We start from the raw sequence: 15797 nt of genomic DNA, 5'->3' as shown, positions 1-15797 counted from the left end.
TTTAGTGCGGGTTTAGGGTAACAAATTGAAAGGGTAAGCAAAAGAGGAACACGCCTGCCCAATGAAGGGCAGGCGCAGATTTTCGACGAATTTTTAACGAATGGTTTTGGAGGTCATGACACGTTTAGCGCCAACATAGTGGCGTTGCCAGTAATCTTCGCTCAAGGAAGTGATTTGGATATCCCTGCCAGAACGTGGAGACTGAATGAACTTACCGTTGCCTACATACACGCCTACGTGATCCGCAGTACCGCGACCTTGTGTACGGAAGAATACCAGGTCACCTGTTTCCAGCTCACCACGATCCACCGAAGAGGCATCACGCAGGTGATACATTTCGTTGGCAGTGCGTGGAATACGGAACTTCACCAAATCTTTATAGGCGTAATAAACCAGACCGCTGCAATCGAAACCGGTACGCGGTGAAGTCCCACCCCAGCGATACGGTTTGCCAATCTGGCCCATCAATTTGTTCATCGCCGTTTTCTGTGCTTTTTGCACCCGGACTTTATGCGCAGCGGCAATCGTCGTTGGTTGCTCTGCTTTGACTTTCACGCAATGCGTTTTATAACCTTTACGAGGTTTACTGCATTTTTCGGTGAGAGCAACAGGCTGGACTTTCGCGAGCTGAGAGGATTTTTTGCGGTCTTTACTGGCAAGATTTTTTGTTTTAGCACTGCTGGAGTTTTTAGCGGTTTTGCTCGTTGAGGCAGTGGTTTCTTTTTTCTTGCTGGTTGTTTTGGAGGTGGTGTTGGTTTTCTTGCTGGCGGTAGTGGTTTTATCTTTACTCTTACTGCTCTTTTCTGTGCTCTTGGTTGTGCTTTTCACAACGTGCGCTTTATGCGCCGCCACGGGACGAGCGTGCTCAGACGCCTGCGTCAATGGTGTATACGGCAAGGTAAATAGCAGAGCACAGAGCGTGATAGAAATTTTTGTTATCCGCGCCACTCGACAATCCCCTGGTTAAAATGAATGCATGATAATTACCATCATGCCCGTGTATGATTTTGCGAAACCCGCCGATTCTAATCTATTAAGTGAGATAAAGTTAACAACCTTTTACCTATCGTCGTGCTGTTTCGTAACCAGTCGCAAAAAAAATCATCAAACTTAAGGTCATAAGGTGATTTATTGATCAGGGATAGGGTTAATTCCTGATTTGCAGCTACCGGAAAAGTGTTATTCTTGAGACATGTTATCCCTCCATCGCGTAGTACACAGAAACCCTGCAAAAATTGGTGTTTTCTGGAGAGGGTATCGATCGCTACAATGGCAGGCTACTGCCGAGACCAGGTTTGAGGAAGCAAGCAATGAGCACTATTGAAAAAATCCAACAACAGATTACTGAAAACCCAATCCTTCTTTATATGAAAGGTTCCCCGAAACTGCCTAGCTGTGGTTTCTCAGCCCAGGCTGTGCAGGCGCTGTCTGCCTGTGGTGAACGTTTCGCCTACGTTGATATTTTGCAGAACCCGGACATCCGTGCTGAGTTGCCAAAATATGCCAACTGGCCGACTTTCCCGCAATTGTGGGTTGATGGCGAGCTGGTTGGCGGTTGCGACATCATCATTGAGATGTATCAACGTGGTGAATTGCAGGCGCTGATTAAAGAATCTGCTGCTAAGCATAAATCTGAAGAGCCAGACGCAGAGTAATTTGCTATTAGTTATTAAAAAGCGACCGTTAAGGTCGCTTTTTTTATGCTCACGATTCGGGGTCTGCAGGGAGTGGCAGCGGCCAGCCACCTAAACGCTTCCAGCGATTCACTATCTCGCAAAATAGCTGCGCGGTTTGCTCGGTATCATAAAGTGCAGAGTGCGCCTGGCTGCTATCAAACGGCATACCAGCAGCAATACACGCTTTCGCCAGCACCGTTTGGCCTAATGCCAGTCCGCTCAGTGCGGCGGTATCAAAGGTGACAAACGGATGAAAAGGGTTACGTTTTAATGACGCGCGTTCTGCCGCGGCCATCATAAAGCTGTGATCAAAGGTGGCATTGTGCGCCACCATAATTGCACGGTTACACCCACTGTCTTTGATGCCTTTGCGCACCATCTTAAAAATCGCATGTAGCGCGTCATATTCACTGACGGCACCACGCAACGGGTTGTGCGGGTCAATACCATTGAAGGCCAGCGCTTCAGGCTGAAGGATAGCGCCTTCGAAAGGTTCGACATGGAAATGCAGGGTTTCATCAGGCATTAACCAGCCGTCCTGATCCATCTTCAAGGTGATGGCAGCGACTTCCAGTAAAGCATCGGTTTTCGCGTTAAACCCAGCGGTTTCAACGTCAATGACTACCGGATAAAAACCACGAAAGCGGTCACACAGGCCTTGCAGTTGCGTGTTGTCAGACATCAGGATCTCTTAATACGGGGAAAAAGCAGCGCGCATTATGGCAAATTTTAAGAAGGGAAGCTAACGGGCAGGTATACCGCCCGTTAGTTGAGTATTAGTTACCCAGGCCTTTACCCGCATCTTTGCTCTCGATGAGCTCAATTTTGTAGCCGTCTGGATCTTCAACGAAAGCAATAACGGTGGAGCCGCCTTTTACCGGGCCAGCTTCACGGGTTACATTGCCACCGTTGTTGCGAATACGCTCGCAAGCTTCGGTGGCGTTATCAACGCTCAATGCGATATGGCCGTAGGCGTTGCCCAGATCGTAGCTCTCGGTACCCCAGTTATAAGTCAGTTCGATAACGGCTTCTTCGGTTTCCGGGCCGTAGCCAACAAACGCCAAAGAGTATTTATATTCTGGGTTTTCACTGGTACGCAGCAGGGTCATCCCTAGTACGTTGGTGTAAAAATTGATAGAGCGTTGCAGATCGCCAACGCGCAGCATGGTATGAAGTAAGCGCATAAATTCCTCTTTTCCCCTTCATTCTTCAAGTTGTGACGGTGTTGGCTGCACTCACTCACCCCAGTCATTTACTCAAGTAAGCTCCCGGGGATTCCTGAGCTTGCCGCCTGGCCACAACTAGAATTATTTGGGTAAAATTAAAGGGTTAATTTCTAAATGTGAGGGTAAGTATAGCGGCGAATTCACGCCGCTATCAATCGACAGGTCTTATAAAGTTGGGTAATCGGTATAACCTTCAGCACCGCCGCCATAGAAGGTTTCAGGACGTTGGGCGTTGAGTTCGGCATTGTGATGCAGGCGTTCGACCAAATCCGGATTGGCGATGTAATCGCGGCCAAAAGCGACAGCGTCGATTAAACCTTTCTCGATTAACGACTCCGCTTTCTCTGGGGTATAAGCGCCCGCGCCGATGATCACGCCGTTGAAACGTTCACGCACTTTCAGGCGGAACTCTTCGCTATACGGTTTGCCGCCAGCCCAGTCAGGCTCTGACATATGCAGATAAGCGATGCCGCGCTTGTTCAATTCTTCAATCAGATACAACGCATCGGCTTCTTCATCCGGGCCGTTATCCACGTTCTGGAATGAACCGATTGGCGAGACGCGGATACCAATTCGGTCGGCACTCCATTCTTTGCTCACGGCATCGACCACTTCCAGTACCAGACGCGCACGGTTTTCGCGGCTACCGCCATATTCGTCCGTACGATGGTTGGAGGTCGGTGACAGGAACTGGTGCAGCAAATAACCGTGCGCGGAGTGCAGTTCGACCATGTCAAAACCAGCATCACGGGCGTTACCTACCGCCTGACGGAAATCATTGACGATGCCCGGGATTTCATTCAGCTCAAGCGCGCGTGGCAAAGAGGTGTCGACGCGAATCGCGTGGCCATTTTCATCACGCAGTGAGGTGCGCGTACCCGCAGAAATTGCCGATGGCGCGACAGGCGCTTGCTGGCCTGGCTGAATGCTGGAGTGAGAGATACGGCCGGTGTGCCAGAGTTGTACCGCAATGCGACCTTTTGCCGCATGAACACCGGCAGTGATTTTCTTCCACGCAGCGATTTGCTCATCGCTGTGCAGACCGGGTGCGCCTTCATAACCTTTAGCTTGCGCAGAAATTTGCGTGGCTTCACTGATGATAAGGCCGGAGCTTGCGCGCTGGCGATAATATTCGCCCATCAATGGGGTTGGGATATCGCCAGGCACAATGCTGCGAAGACGAGTTAATGGCGCCATAAAAATGCGGTTTGGTGTGGTAATGGCACCGACTTTCAGTGGGGTAAATAATTTATCTGCTGACATGGGTTATCCTTTGAATAGACCGGTCGTCTAGTAATTGAGTAAATAAAAAAGCCTGTCAGGAGACAGGCTCCGCTAATAATTGGCTAACGTGGGCGAGGGCGCATTCCAGCGGTATCGCGCTACGTGAAATTTTCGCTTGTAAGCTGGCTCCGAGCCACAGGGCATAAATCACTTGTGCCTGGCTTAACGCCGAGTCGGTTAATTTAAGGCTTGATTCGGCATGCCCCTTCTCCAGTGCATCTGCAATCTGGGAAACGATTTGCGCCGAACCTTTATTTAAGGCTGTGCGCATATCTTCTGAAAGGTCACACACTTCAGCCGAAAGTTTAACCGTCAAACAACTGATCAGGCTGCCATGTTGCGAAAACCAGGTGACAGTTTCCTGATACCAGGCGATTAATTTCTCCCGGTAATTCCCGCTGTCTTGCGAAAAATGCTGCTGCAATCGCAGGTTATAAGCGGTGTAATACCTCTCCAGCATCGCCACGCCAAACGCCTCTTTTGAGCGAAAGTAGTGATAGAAGGAACCTTTCGGTACTTCGGCGGTGCTTAACAGTTCGCTTAATCCCATGCCAGTAAACCCACGTTGCAGACAAAGCTGCTCGCCGGTAGCAAGAAGATGTTCACGAGTGTCATGTGCGGGATGTCTGTTCATGGAAAGAACTGTAATAGACCAGTCGGTCTAATGCAAGTGTCAGGTGGCAGAATTTTTACGATATTTTTGTGGTTACGGAACAGCGAGGCGTAGTCTTTATAAAATACGGAAGCCACCAGAATAATGATTAGCAGACCCGCCAGTACGCCAACGGTGCGCGATAGCAGGGTGTACCACCAACGCGAAGGTTTGATTTTAATCGTGGCCAAAAACACTGCGCATACAATACCGGTGAGCCCAGTCCACATCAGTAATTGCGGTGTAACCAAAGTCACGACGTTGGTCATCATGTTTTTGTCGATAACTGCGCCACAGGTGAACATAAAATAGTTACAGGCCGCGCAGCCAGGCACCAAAATCACCAGTAATGGTTTACGCAACCACGGCAGGTTAATCAGGCTAAAGATTATCAACCAGGCGCTAAATAAAACCACTGGCACCGAAATGGCGAAAATCCAGCTGTGGAACGAATTTGGTTCAATAATTTCCCAGCTGCGTTTGATCAACAAGAAATTGATTATGGTGAAGAAGAACGCGCAGTAGAGATTAAACTTTGAATCGTTACACTGTAACTTTTTCAGGGTTTCCATGACAGCCATAAGTGCTCATAAGTAATGGGCACAGACTAAAGAATGAAGATTAGGTGAACCTTAATTTAAGCAAAACGGTCATCGTCCGCTATTCGGGATACGTGTTGAGAATATTCACCGCCGCGCTTGCAACATTTTGGATGAAGGGCTTCAATTGAAATAACACAAGATTACGGGGGTGAGGGTGTCTGAACAGCTAGAGTTTTTCCCGATACAAAGCCCATGTCGCGGGATCTGCCAGTCGGATGAGCGCGGCTTTTGCCGTGGTTGTATGCGTAGCCGCGATGAGCGTTTTCAGTGGCAGCAAATGAGCGATGGGCAAAAGCAGGAAGTACTGCGCTTATGCCGCCAGAGATTGATACGCAAATTACGCGCAAGCAAGTCCACTCCCCCCGAAGAACCGCAGCAACCCTCACTTTTTTAATTCGCTGATCTCGCTATACTCACTCGCAGAATTCGTTTCTTACTGAGGATAGGCTTTATGGTACAGCGCATTACGATTTCCCCGCAGGGACCTGAGTTTTCTCGGCTTGTTATGGGCTATTGGCGTTTGATGGAATGGAACATGTCCGCTCGCCAGCTGGCCAGTTTTATCGAAGAACATGTCGACCTGGGAATCACTACAGCCGATCACGCCGATATTTACGGTGGTTATCAGTGCGAAGCTGCCTTTGGCGATGCGATGCGTCTGGTGCCACACCTACGGCAGAAAATGGAAATTGTCACCAAGTGCGGGATTGCCACCACCGCAAATCCAGGCCATGCACTGGGGCATTACATTACTGACAAATCACACATCATCAGCAGTGCCGACTCTTCACTGCAAAAACTGGCTACCGACTACCTCGATTTGCTGTTAATTCACCGCCCGGATCCGCTTATGGATGCTGACGAAGTGGCTGAGGCGTTTACCTCGCTGCATCAGAGCGGCAAAGTGCGCCATTTTGGTGTCTCTAACTTCACTCCTGCGCAATTTAGTCTGCTGCAATCACGTCTGCCGTTTACGCTGGCGACGAACCAGGTAGAGATTTCCCCAGTGCATCAGCCAACGATTCTTGATGGCACGCTGGATCAATGCCAGCAACTGCGCATTCATCCTATGGCGTGGTCCTGCCTGGGCGGCGGGAGCTTGTTTAATGATGAAGCTTTCCAACCGTTGCGTGATGAGCTGCGTGCTGTGGGAGATGAACTGGGGGCGGAAACTATCGAACAAGTGGTTTATGCCTGGGTGATGCGTTTACCCGCGAAGCCGTTGCCAATTATCGGCTCCGGTAAGATTGAGCGCGTACGTTCAGCGATTCACTCTTTAAGCCTCGATATGAACCGCCAACAGTGGTTCCGCATTCGTAAAGCTGCGCTGGGTTACGACGTGCCATAACCACAAAAATAGCGATCTCCCGGAGCATTCGACTGGTATGGCCTATGCTTAACAGGCTGAAAGTCAATCTGGGAGATATTATGAAGCGAATTAGTCTGGCTTTTCTTACGCTTTTTAGCTGTGCTGCTGTTCAGGCTGCCAGCACTGAAGTTCAAATGAATCTCGTCACGTCAAAGGGAATTGACCATTCTCTTGGTACGGTGAAAATAACCGAAACCGATAAAGGGCTGGTTTTCGCGCCCGACCTTCGAACTCTTCCTCCTGGTGAACATGGTTTTCACGTTCACGCCAATGGCAGTTGTGACCCCGGAATGAAAAACGGTAAGCCTTCGGCTGCTGAGGCCGCTGGTGGTCACCTTGATCCTGACAAAACCGGTAAGCATATGGGGCCGATGGGGGTTGGACACTTGGGTGATTTACCGGTGTTGGTGGTCGATAATGATGGCAGCGCAACTGAACCAGTCACGGCACCGCGCATGAAAACCCTTGATGAAGTCAAAGGTAAGGCGCTGATGGTTCATGTTGACGGCGATAATATGTCCGATCAACCTAAACCGCTGGGTGGTGGTGGTGCGCGTTACGCCTGCGGTGTAATTCAATAAACTCAGTGGCTGCCTGCCAGCGTTCCGGCAGGTGGCGCTTGTTCTAGCTGTGAAAGAGAGCAGTAAAGCCGCCAGATGATCCCCGCCAGTTCGCGCGCTGCCGGATTATGATGATGCGAGAGTGTTTCCGACATCCGCTGCAATTCCTGCAACGAGGTGGCTAAAGAACGTTGTTGAACCCCACGCTCACTCATCACGTCACGCAAAGTATGAATGCACACATCACGTACCTGAGAAAGCGGGTCCGAGCGAGTTTCCCATCCGCGTAATTGCCAGACAACATGCGAACAATTTAGCAACACCACACCCCAACGCAGTAGCCAGCGGCGTGCCACTTCATCTTTACTGCTACTGAGCTGGCTGATGTGGTGATAAACCAATGACTCAAACTGATTCTCAGAATGTTGCGGTTTACGGCTAAGTTGGTCGACGAAGCCACGGCGCAATGCACGAATATGGCGGCGGCCTTTGCGTGTATCAGAACCGGGGCGCAGCACCGAAAACGCAACCCACGACAGCCCCACGCCAATCACTTTTGCCAGGTTGTCATTCAGAAAATCAGCGAAGTCATAGACTGGCGGATTGGTGACGGCAATAAACGACCCCATGAAAACTATCAGTTGTCCCCACAGTCCAGCTAGCTTGGGTTGCTGTAGCTTCAGTAACTGCATGGTTGCCAACAGCGGCAGTAAGAAAACAAGGAATTGCCACAGATCGGTGATTTGCACCATCAGGCCAAATTTGACCAGGAAGCTGAACACCGAAAGCCACAATAAGGTGCGCATTAGCAGAGTCAGCGAATTCAACGGCGATGGTACTGACGAGTAGAGCACACAACTAATGGCCGCCAGTGATAACGCACCACTCCCGGCGTCCCATTGGGTGCTGATACACCAGGCACCGGTAACGGTGATTACACAAAACGTGCGCAAAGCACTCCAGACCGCTTCGGTATTGTCGGTATGACGAGCCAGTGGCGGTGTTTTTGGCGGGCTTAATTCAGCGACCGGCGTGGCATTTTCCAGCTCGCGTAACCAGCGGCTGCTGTTGAGATAGAGCCAGCAAAAGTAGCGCAGGCGATGCCAGAAAGCCTGATGCCGGTAATCATCTTCAGTACTGGGGGCGATCTGCGCAAGCAGTTGTGCAATGGTGTACTTATGAACTTCTTCCCGCGCCAACTCTTTGATTAAAGCTTCGAGAACTGGCCACAAATTTTCAGGTGGGTTTGGCCAGTTCATCAACATCCGGCGCAGGCTGGAGATCACACTGGTCAGGCGCAATTGCTGATGAATGAGGTAGTTAAGCAAATTGTTCTGGCGGCGGAAACGATAATGACTCCAGAATGCCTGAATCCTGAGTAAATTCATGGTCAAAATTTGCCCAATTACACCTTCATGCGCGGTGCGGATGGCATCGGTGGTTTCTGGTTTCCACAGCATAGATGCGTGTTCTAACAGCCGGGCGTGCATATTCCGCAGAGCTGTCAGCAGGGTGGTGCCATCCGATGTGCTGGGTAGCACCATCATCATAAATGCCCCACTCAAAATCCCGACGATCACTTCGCAAACACGCGCTTGAGTGATATCCCAAAGTTGCGTGGTATCGACGGTATTCACCATAGGGAAAGCGATGATTGCGGCGGTGTAACCTGCCAGCATAAACGCATAGGCAACGTTATTCTGGAAATGACTCGAACTCCACGTACACAGCGCCAGCCAGGACGCCATTGCGAAGGTAAACAGCCAGGGGTCGTTCAGCGTATTCCCCGCGATGATTAGCGAAGCCGTCGCACCAATCAGGCTACCTGCAACACGCCCCAAACTTTTACTGACTACACCGCCTACGGTGGGAAAACTGACCACCGCCGCTGAAGTCATCGCCCAGTACGGTTCGTCCAGATCGAGATAATAGGCAATAGTTAATGCGAGACACATCGCAATAGCGTTACGCAGCGCATAACGCCATTGCCCGGCATTCGCCTTTCCCCACGGGGTGTTTTGCCATTGCAGGGCGGAGAGTTTCATCAGCCGATTAATGCTTTATGGTAACTGTGCAGGTGGTGCCGGAAACCAGCGTAACGCCTTCGGGAATTCTATCTAATTTGATGCGCACCGGAACGCGCTGGGCGAGGCGCACCCACGGCACATTGGGTTTGATATCTGGAACTAAATTGCTGTCGCTTTCCACGCTTTGATCGTAGATAGCGCGGCCGATACTTTGCACTTTGCCGCTTAGCGGGACATGGCCGCTGTACAGCACAATCTGCGTAGTGTCACCGGGTTGGATATGGCGCAGCTTGGTTTCTTCAAAGTAACCGACCACGTAAAAAGAGTGGCTGTCGATAAGCGCAAAGACCGGTTGACCCACAGTGGCATAGTTACCGGTACGGGTCGAGAGATTGGTGACCCAACCATCAACTGGCGCGCTGACGGTTGTTTGAGTCAGTTGCCATTTCGCGTGCTCAAGTGTGGCTTCGGCAGCTTTAACTGCGGCTTGTTCGGCTTTGACATTGATATTCGCCGTATCCATATCTTCAGCAGAAATATAATTACGCGGTAAATTTCTGCGGCGCAGTGCTTCGTTGCTGGCTTTCGCCAGTTCAGACTGCGTTTGGGCTAGCTGCGCTTGTGCATTGAGTTGGGCAATGTGATAAGGCGTGGGGTCAATAGTGAACAGCACGGTGCCCGCTTTAACGAACTGGTTATCTTCGACATTCAACTGAGTAATGGTTCCCGACACCTGAGGAGTGATGCTGACTTGTTCGGCACGCACTTTCCCATCTCGCGTCCACGGGGATTGCATGTAATAATTCCACAACATCCAGCCAACAATAATGGCGACAGCGAAAATCAGCAGCGTGGAGAAGTACTTTATTGTTTTCATGTTATTGCTTACCACATCACTAAAATGACAAGTCCTGCGCTAACGGACAGCGAGAATAATGACAAATCCATTAATGTCGGATGCCAGATATCGCCTGAATACATCCAGTCACGCAGCAAATGATGCAGAATGAGCCAGATAAAAAAGCCAAGGATAACGGCTTTGAAAAGAGGGGGAAAGTAGATGGAAGCCCCGACAACCAAGTCCTGAAGAGGTAAGCCTGATGTTATAAAACTGAATATCACGTCAGATAATCCTTTAAATTACTGGGGATGACTGCCGTTTCCCCTGACTTAGTTGTAAACTAAAAGTATAGCTGGTTGCTTAACATCAGCAAAAGTAAGGAATTTAATTTTTCAATGAATGCCTGCACAATAGTTTAAAATCAGTATAATAAGTTAGCAAGCTAATTATAAGGAGATGAAATTGGAATCGCCACTAGGATCAGATCTGGCAAGGTTAGTGCGCATTTGGCGTGCTCTGATTGACCATCGTCTAAAACCTCTGGAGTTGACACAGACGCATTGGGTTACGCTGCACAATATTCATCAGTTGCCGCCCGAGCAGTCACAGATTCAGTTGGCGAAAGCGATTGGTATCGAACAACCCTCATTGGTAAGAACGCTCGACCAGCTTGAAGAGAAAGGGCTTATTTCACGTCAAACCTGCGCGAATGACCGCAGGGCAAAACGTATTAAGCTTACTGAACGCGCTGAGCCAATCATCAATGAGATGGAAACGGTGATTAAAAAAACGCGCAATGAGATTTTGTTGGGGATCAGTTCCGACGAGCAAGCGCTACTTCTTGATCTGATTAATCGACTGGAACAAAACATCGTTCATCTTCAGACTAAAGAGTAATTTCTCTCAGTAAGCCTCATCTTTCGGTGAGGCTTACTCTTTAGCAAACTTCGCGCTACAAACTTTGTTCCACCGCAATAAAGTAGGGCGACCTGCAAGCAAGCCACCTCTTCATTATTAATTTGGTGATACAGTCGTTTGGCTGCCGTTGCTGGCGATTCTTACACGTTGACCAGCAGCAAACTGGGTCTTACCTTGTTTTTGCACGACCAGAATAGTATTGCCATCATCTTTACGGATTTCCAGCTCAACACCATCAGTTTTGTTGATGGCGCTCTGGACGCTCTGACCCGCTACGCCACCTGCCACAGCACCTGCAGCTGTAGCCAGTGAACGGCCCGAACCGCCGCCGACAGTATTACCCAGGAAACCACCCAGAACTGCACCACCAATCGCGCCCATCACATTTGAATCATTGCCAGCCTGGATTTGTACCGGGCGAGTGGAGACCAATGTGCCGTAAGTTACGCTTTGAACTTGCTTAGCATCTGAGGCGCTATACACATCGCCTGAAAGCGTACTGGTGTTAGCGCAACCAGCCAAAGTTAAACCTACTAACGAGACCGCCAGTATACGTGAAATCATTTGTGACTCTCCTGATCATCTTAAAACGCCCAACCGAGCATCCATCGGGCCTAATTATATGGTATTTAGGTGCCGAATTTAATATTAGTTCAGCCACATGGTCGCATTGATTCTAGATAAGTGAGTTTTAACCGGGCTTAAACCATTTGCCATTGTTGAGGTATAACAGCGCTTTCAATATCATTTTGTGACGCAACGTGGTTAAAAACTATTAATCAATCACTGTGTTGAATGTTAGTTTATGGGGCACTTAATCCCACAATTTGGCGAGTTTTCAGGAGTAACAGATGAAATCAGGGCGTTATATCGGCGTGATGTCAGGCACCAGCCTGGACGGTATTGATGTCGTTCTTGCTGCGATTGATGAACATCTTGTTGCTCAGCAAGCGAGTTACAGCCATCCCATTCCTTTGGATATTAAAAATGCCATTCTGGCAATCTGCCAGGGCCAGCAATTAACTCTTTCTCAACTCGGTCAGCTCGATAATCGACTGGGTAAATTGTTCGCTGAGGCAGTACAAACTCTGATGACCGAACAAGGCCTGACGTATACGGATATCACCGCTATTGGCTGCCATGGGCAAACTGTATGGCATGAGCCACAAGGTGAAGCGGCGCACACTATGCAAATTGGCGATAACAACCAAATTGTTGCCCGTACCGGAGTCACCGTTGTCGGTGATTTCCGCCGCCGTGATATGGCTCTGGGTGGGCAGGGCGCTCCACTAGTCCCTGCCTTCCATCAGGCTTTACTTGGCCATCCCACTGAACATCGCATGGTGCTCAATATTGGTGGTATCGCTAATCTCTCTTTGTTGATTCCTGAACAACCAGTGCGCGGTTTCGATACCGGGCCGGGAAATATGCTGATTGATGCCTGGATCTGGCGTCAGCGCGGGAAAGCCTATGATAAAGATGCGCAATGGGCGATCAGCGGCAAGGTGATTATCCCCTTACTGCAGCAAATGTTGAGTGATCCTTACTTTGCGATGCCAGCACCAAAAAGTACCGGGCGCGAGTATTTCAATTATGGATGGCTTGAGCGGCAACTCGCGGCATTCCCTGGGCTTGCCGGAGAAGATGTCCAGGCAACGCTGACCGAACTGACTGCGGTAACGATTTCAGAACAAGTATTGTTGAGCGGTGGTTGTGAGCGCTTGATGGTGTGCGGTGGGGGAAGTCGCAATCCTTTATTGATGGCTCGTTTGGCAGGGCTTCTGCCAGGAATCGAAGTCACGACAACTGACGAAGCAGGAATCAGTGGCGATGACATGGAAGCGCTGGCTTTCGCCTGGCTTGCCTATCGAACGTTATCTGGATTACCGGGCAATTTACCTTCGGTAACGGGAGCATCGGCTGCTAGCGTGATAGGGGCAATTTTTCCTGCCAACCCACTGTACAATATTCCCTGAAAAATCAGAGTTAACTGAAATTAACTTAAGCACTAAATCTCTAAACTGAAGTGAATGGGGGAAGTTATGCTCCCCCTTTATAAGAAATAATAAGAACTTCAGGATATGCAGATGAAAAAACTACTTATTGCCACCATCCCCTTCATGCTTGCCGGATGTAGCTACTACAACACTTTTGTTGAGCGTATGCAGACCGATACTTTGCAGTATCAGTGCGATGATAAACCCCTCACCGTTAAATTGAATAACCAGAAAAGCATGGTGAATTTCGTTTACGACAATGAATACTTGTCCCTGACTCAGGGATTATCGGCATCGGGTGTTCGTTATACTGATGGGGTTTACGTGTTCTGGTCGAAAGGCGATACCGCCACGGTTTATCGGAAAGACACTGTTGTGTTAGATAATTGCCAATTACAAAATCCCAAGCGTTGAGATTTCTAAGGGTGGAGCGCACAATAGCTCCACCTTACGATAGCCTGACGTAACGCCATGTCTGATAACGACTCTTTGCAACAAATTGCGCATCTGCGCCGCGAATACACAAAAGGTGGTTTGCGCCGCAATGATCTTACTGAACAACCGTTAGCCTTGTTTGAGCGCTGGTTAGCTCAAGCTTGCGAGGCAAAACTTGCTGATCCTACCGCCATGGTGGTGGCTACTGTCGATGAGAGCGGTCAGCCATATCAGCGCATCGTTTTGCTCAAACACTATGATGAACGCGGGCTGGTGTTTTACACCAACCTTGGTTCGCGCAAAGCGCATCATTTGGAAAATAATCCGCGTATTAGCCTGCATTTCCCCTGGCATATGCTTGATCGCCAGGTGATGGTGCAAGGCACTGCGGAGCGTTTATCTACCCTCGAAGTGATGAAATATTTCCACAGTCGCCCGCGCGATAGCCAAATTGGTGCCTGGGTTTCCAAACAGTCCAGCCGAATTTCCGCACGAGGTATTCTGGAAAGTAAATTCCTCGAGCTGAAACAGAAATTCCAGCAAGGCGACATTCCATTACCCAGTTTCTGGGGTGGCTATCGCGTAACAATTGAACAAATGGAATTCTGGCAGGGCGGCGAACATCGTCTACACGATCGTTTTTTATACCAGCGCGAAGGCAGTTCCTGGAAAATAGACCGTTTGGCGCCATAACATAGGGAAATTGTTGTTTTAAGCGCTGGCACTCCTGCTGTTGGCGCTTTATCCTATGTCCCCTAAGAAATTAACTCCTTTCGCCAACAGGCGGAAAGCCGTGTACCGGCCAAGGTGCAGTCGTATATAGATGGAGAATTTGATGGCGAGCATCAATTTGATAAAACAATTGCAAGAGCGGGGCTTAGTCGCCCAGGTAACGGATGAAGAAGCGTTAGCACAGCGACTGGCGCAAGGGCCAATTGCTCTGTATTGCGGCTTTGATCCTACCGCTGACAGCTTGCATTTGGGCCATCTGGTTCCACTGCTGTGCCTGAAACGCTTCCAGGAAGCTGGCCACAAACCGGTTGCGCTGGTGGGTGGTGCGACAGGTTTGATTGGTGACCCTAGCTTCAAAGCCTCAGAGCGTAAACTGAATACCGAAGACACAGTGCAAGAGTGGGTGGAAAAAATCCGCCGTCAGGTTGCACCTTTCCTCGATTTCAACTGCGGTGAAAACTCAGCTATCGCGGCTAACAACTACGACTGGTTTGGCGGAATGAACGTTCTGACCTTCCTGCGTGATATCGGTAAGCACTTCTCTGTTAACCAGATGATTAACAAAGAAGCGGTGAAGCAGCGCCTGAACCGTGATGATGTTGGTATCTCTTTCACCGAATTTTCCTACAACCTGTTACAAGGTTATGACTTCGCGTGCCTGAACAAACTGCACGGCGTGGTGCTGCAAATTGGCGGTTCTGATCAGTGGGGCAATATCACCTCTGGTATCGACTTGACTCGCCGTTTGCACCAGCAACAAGCGTTCGGTCTTACCGTTCCGTTGATCACCAAATCTGACGGTACCAAATTCGGTAAAACTGAAGGTGGCGCAGTATGGCTTGATCCGAAGAAAACCAGCCCGTACAAGTTCTACCAGTTCTGGATTAACACCGCAGACTCCGATGTGTATCGCTTCCTGAAGTTCTTCACTTTCATGAGCCTCGAAGAAATTGACGCACTGGAAGAAGAAGACAAAAACAGCGGTACCGCTCCGCGTGCGCAATACGTGCTTGCCGAGCAAGTGACTCGTCTGGTTCACGGCGAAGAAGGCCTGGAAGCAGCAAAACGTATCACCAGCAGCCTGTTCAACGGCAACTTGAGCGATTTGACCGAAGCTGACCTTGAGCAACTGGCACAAGACGGCGTACCGATGGTGGAAATGGATCGTGGTGCTGACCTGCAACAGGCGTTGGTTGATTCTGAACTGCAACCGTCACGCGGCCAGGCACGTAAAACCATTGCACAGAACGCGATCACCATTAATGGCGAGAAGCAGTCTGACCCGGAATATACCTTTGCTGATAGCGATATTCTTTTCAATCGCTACACCTTGTTGCGCCGGGGTAAGAAAAATTACTGCCTCGTTTGCTGGAAGTAATTGAGAATAAACTTAAAGGGCGTGGGAAACCACGCCCTTTATTTTTGCCACCCGTTGTCATTTCGCAACCCCTAAAAAAATCGTTGCCTCCGAGTAGAGA

At 49.6% G+C, this 15797-nt stretch carries 19 protein-coding genes; 9 read left to right on the top strand and 10 right to left on the bottom strand.

All coding sequences use genetic code 11. The annotated features are described in order from the left end of the window. Positions 1-93: 93 nt before the first annotated feature. A complete protein-coding gene (locus EC843_RS02730; protein WP_064546245.1) occupies positions 94-948 on the bottom strand; it encodes a C40 family peptidase in 855 nt (284 codons plus the stop codon). A gap of 362 nt (positions 949-1310) precedes the next feature. On the opposite strand from EC843_RS02730, the gene EC843_RS02725 reads away from it, so the two are divergent. After that, positions 1311-1655, top strand: a complete 345-nt coding sequence (locus tag EC843_RS02725; protein WP_064511765.1) for a Grx4 family monothiol glutaredoxin — start codon at positions 1311-1313, stop codon at positions 1653-1655. Between the two features lie 49 nt (positions 1656-1704). Here EC843_RS02725 and rnt read toward each other — a convergent pair whose 3' ends face one another. The 5 genes from rnt to EC843_RS02700 all read right to left on the bottom strand — a co-directional run bounded on the left by rnt (position 1705) and on the right by EC843_RS02700 (position 5419). Continuing rightward, positions 1705-2358 (bottom strand): ribonuclease T, encoded by a 654-nt coding sequence (gene rnt / locus EC843_RS02720; RefSeq protein WP_064546250.1) that lies wholly within the window; start codon positions 2356-2358, stop codon positions 1705-1707. A gap of 94 nt (positions 2359-2452) precedes the next feature. After that, entirely contained in the window at positions 2453-2860 is a 408-nt protein-coding gene (gloA, locus tag EC843_RS02715) for a lactoylglutathione lyase (protein WP_133521555.1), read from the bottom strand. Between the two features lie 207 nt (positions 2861-3067). Beyond that, positions 3068-4165: an alkene reductase gene (locus EC843_RS02710; protein WP_064546254.1), complete on the bottom strand. Its 1098-nt coding sequence runs from the start codon at positions 4163-4165 to the stop codon at positions 3068-3070. A 55-nt stretch (positions 4166-4220) separates the two neighbouring features. Beyond that, entirely contained in the window at positions 4221-4820 is a 600-nt protein-coding gene (locus EC843_RS02705; RefSeq protein ID WP_121813583.1) for a TetR/AcrR family transcriptional regulator, read from the bottom strand. Next, the gene (locus tag EC843_RS02700; RefSeq protein WP_064546259.1) at positions 4817-5419 is read right to left on the bottom strand and encodes a phosphoethanolamine transferase domain-containing protein; all 603 of its coding nucleotides are present in this window, start codon (positions 5417-5419) and stop codon (positions 4817-4819) included. The genes EC843_RS02705 and EC843_RS02700 overlap by 4 nt, the downstream gene beginning before the upstream one ends. 175 nt (positions 5420-5594) lie before the next feature. Between EC843_RS02700 and EC843_RS02695 the strand changes: the two genes are divergently transcribed. The 3 genes from EC843_RS02695 to sodC all read left to right on the top strand — a co-directional run bounded on the left by EC843_RS02695 (position 5595) and on the right by sodC (position 7390). Beyond that, positions 5595-5834 carry a DUF1289 domain-containing protein gene (locus EC843_RS02695; protein WP_074388561.1) on the top strand — a complete coding sequence of 80 codons (240 nt, stop codon included), beginning with the start codon at positions 5595-5597 and terminating at the stop codon, positions 5832-5834. Between the two features lie 57 nt (positions 5835-5891). Next, on the top strand, positions 5892-6788 hold the full coding sequence (locus EC843_RS02690; RefSeq protein ID WP_133521554.1) for an aldo/keto reductase family oxidoreductase: 897 nt from the start codon (positions 5892-5894) through the stop codon (positions 6786-6788). A gap of 80 nt (positions 6789-6868) precedes the next feature. Further along, positions 6869-7390 carry a superoxide dismutase [Cu-Zn] SodC gene (sodC, locus tag EC843_RS02685; RefSeq protein WP_064546567.1) on the top strand — a complete coding sequence of 174 codons (522 nt, stop codon included), beginning with the start codon at positions 6869-6871 and terminating at the stop codon, positions 7388-7390. Positions 7391-7392: 2 nt separating this feature from the next. On the opposite strand, the gene EC843_RS02680 is transcribed toward sodC, so the two are convergent. The 3 genes from EC843_RS02680 to EC843_RS02670 are packed head-to-tail and all read right to left on the bottom strand — an operon-like array spanning position 7393 to position 10518. Next, complete coding sequence (locus tag EC843_RS02680; RefSeq protein WP_133521553.1) at positions 7393-9414, bottom strand: FUSC family protein; 2022 nt, start codon at positions 9412-9414, stop codon at positions 7393-7395. Between the two features lie 7 nt (positions 9415-9421). After that, positions 9422-10273 carry an HlyD family secretion protein gene (locus EC843_RS02675; RefSeq protein WP_064546265.1) on the bottom strand — a complete coding sequence of 284 codons (852 nt, stop codon included), beginning with the start codon at positions 10271-10273 and terminating at the stop codon, positions 9422-9424. Between the two features lie 8 nt (positions 10274-10281). Continuing rightward, positions 10282-10518, bottom strand: coding sequence for a DUF1656 domain-containing protein (locus EC843_RS02670; protein WP_074388562.1), 237 nt, complete (start codon positions 10516-10518; stop codon positions 10282-10284). Between the two features lie 175 nt (positions 10519-10693). Here EC843_RS02670 and slyA point away from each other — a divergent pair, with 175 nt between their 5' ends. Continuing rightward, a complete protein-coding gene (gene slyA, locus EC843_RS02665) occupies positions 10694-11134 on the top strand; it encodes a transcriptional regulator SlyA (protein WP_064546267.1) in 441 nt (146 codons plus the stop codon). Positions 11135-11251: 117 nt separating this feature from the next. Here slyA and slyB read toward each other — a convergent pair whose 3' ends face one another. Continuing rightward, positions 11252-11719 (bottom strand): outer membrane lipoprotein SlyB, encoded by a 468-nt coding sequence (gene slyB, locus EC843_RS02660; RefSeq protein WP_064546269.1) that lies wholly within the window; start codon positions 11717-11719, stop codon positions 11252-11254. Between the two features lie 287 nt (positions 11720-12006). On the opposite strand from slyB, the gene anmK reads away from it, so the two are divergent. The 4 genes from anmK (at position 12007) to tyrS (ending at position 15697) form a co-directional block, all read left to right on the top strand. Then, complete coding sequence (anmK, locus tag EC843_RS02655; RefSeq protein ID WP_064546271.1) at positions 12007-13131, top strand: anhydro-N-acetylmuramic acid kinase; 1125 nt, start codon at positions 12007-12009, stop codon at positions 13129-13131. A 111-nt stretch (positions 13132-13242) separates the two neighbouring features. After that, positions 13243-13566: a C-type lysozyme inhibitor gene (mliC, locus tag EC843_RS02650; RefSeq protein WP_064546273.1), complete on the top strand. Its 324-nt coding sequence runs from the start codon at positions 13243-13245 to the stop codon at positions 13564-13566. Positions 13567-13623: 57 nt separating this feature from the next. Next, positions 13624-14280, top strand: coding sequence for a pyridoxamine 5'-phosphate oxidase (gene pdxH / locus EC843_RS02645; protein WP_064546275.1), 657 nt, complete (start codon positions 13624-13626; stop codon positions 14278-14280). Positions 14281-14422: 142 nt separating this feature from the next. Further along, positions 14423-15697 (top strand): tyrosine--tRNA ligase, encoded by a 1275-nt coding sequence (gene tyrS, locus EC843_RS02640; protein WP_121813580.1) that lies wholly within the window; start codon positions 14423-14425, stop codon positions 15695-15697. Positions 15698-15797: the final 100 nt, after the last annotated feature.

The sequence above is a fragment of the Buttiauxella sp. JUb87 genome (assembly GCF_004361975.1).
Classification (GTDB): Bacteria; Pseudomonadota; Gammaproteobacteria; order Enterobacterales; family Enterobacteriaceae; genus Buttiauxella; species Buttiauxella ferragutiae.
This window is presented reverse-complemented; position numbering and strand designations above follow the sequence as displayed.

What these genes read in the sequence shown, in the direction of transcription:
- EC843_RS02675 (WP_064546265.1), bottom strand. Translation starts at nt 10,273, where the DNA reads ATGAAAACAATAAAGTACTTCTCCACGCTGCTGATTTTCGCTGTCGCC.
- EC843_RS02705 (WP_121813583.1), bottom strand. Translation starts at nt 4,820, where the DNA reads ATGAACAGACATCCCGCACATGACACTCGTGAACATCTTCTTGCTACC.
- EC843_RS02710 (WP_064546254.1), bottom strand. Translation starts at nt 4,165, where the DNA reads ATGTCAGCAGATAAATTATTTACCCCACTGAAAGTCGGTGCCATTACC.
- EC843_RS02690 (WP_133521554.1), top strand. Translation starts at nt 5,892, where the DNA reads ATGGTACAGCGCATTACGATTTCCCCGCAGGGACCTGAGTTTTCTCGG.
- EC843_RS02700 (WP_064546259.1), bottom strand. Translation starts at nt 5,419, where the DNA reads ATGGCTGTCATGGAAACCCTGAAAAAGTTACAGTGTAACGATTCAAAG.
- sodC (WP_064546567.1), top strand. Translation starts at nt 6,869, where the DNA reads ATGAAGCGAATTAGTCTGGCTTTTCTTACGCTTTTTAGCTGTGCTGCT.
- gloA (WP_133521555.1), bottom strand. Translation starts at nt 2,860, where the DNA reads ATGCGCTTACTTCATACCATGCTGCGCGTTGGCGATCTGCAACGCTCT.
- anmK (WP_064546271.1), top strand. Translation starts at nt 12,007, where the DNA reads ATGAAATCAGGGCGTTATATCGGCGTGATGTCAGGCACCAGCCTGGAC.
- mliC (WP_064546273.1), top strand. Translation starts at nt 13,243, where the DNA reads ATGAAAAAACTACTTATTGCCACCATCCCCTTCATGCTTGCCGGATGT.
- slyB (WP_064546269.1), bottom strand. Translation starts at nt 11,719, where the DNA reads ATGATTTCACGTATACTGGCGGTCTCGTTAGTAGGTTTAACTTTGGCT.
- EC843_RS02725 (WP_064511765.1), top strand. Translation starts at nt 1,311, where the DNA reads ATGAGCACTATTGAAAAAATCCAACAACAGATTACTGAAAACCCAATC.
- tyrS (WP_121813580.1), top strand. Translation starts at nt 14,423, where the DNA reads ATGGCGAGCATCAATTTGATAAAACAATTGCAAGAGCGGGGCTTAGTC.
- EC843_RS02680 (WP_133521553.1), bottom strand. Translation starts at nt 9,414, where the DNA reads ATGAAACTCTCCGCCCTGCAATGGCAAAACACCCCGTGGGGAAAGGCG.
- slyA (WP_064546267.1), top strand. Translation starts at nt 10,694, where the DNA reads ATGAAATTGGAATCGCCACTAGGATCAGATCTGGCAAGGTTAGTGCGC.
- rnt (WP_064546250.1), bottom strand. Translation starts at nt 2,358, where the DNA reads ATGTCTGACAACACGCAACTGCAAGGCCTGTGTGACCGCTTTCGTGGT.
- pdxH (WP_064546275.1), top strand. Translation starts at nt 13,624, where the DNA reads ATGTCTGATAACGACTCTTTGCAACAAATTGCGCATCTGCGCCGCGAA.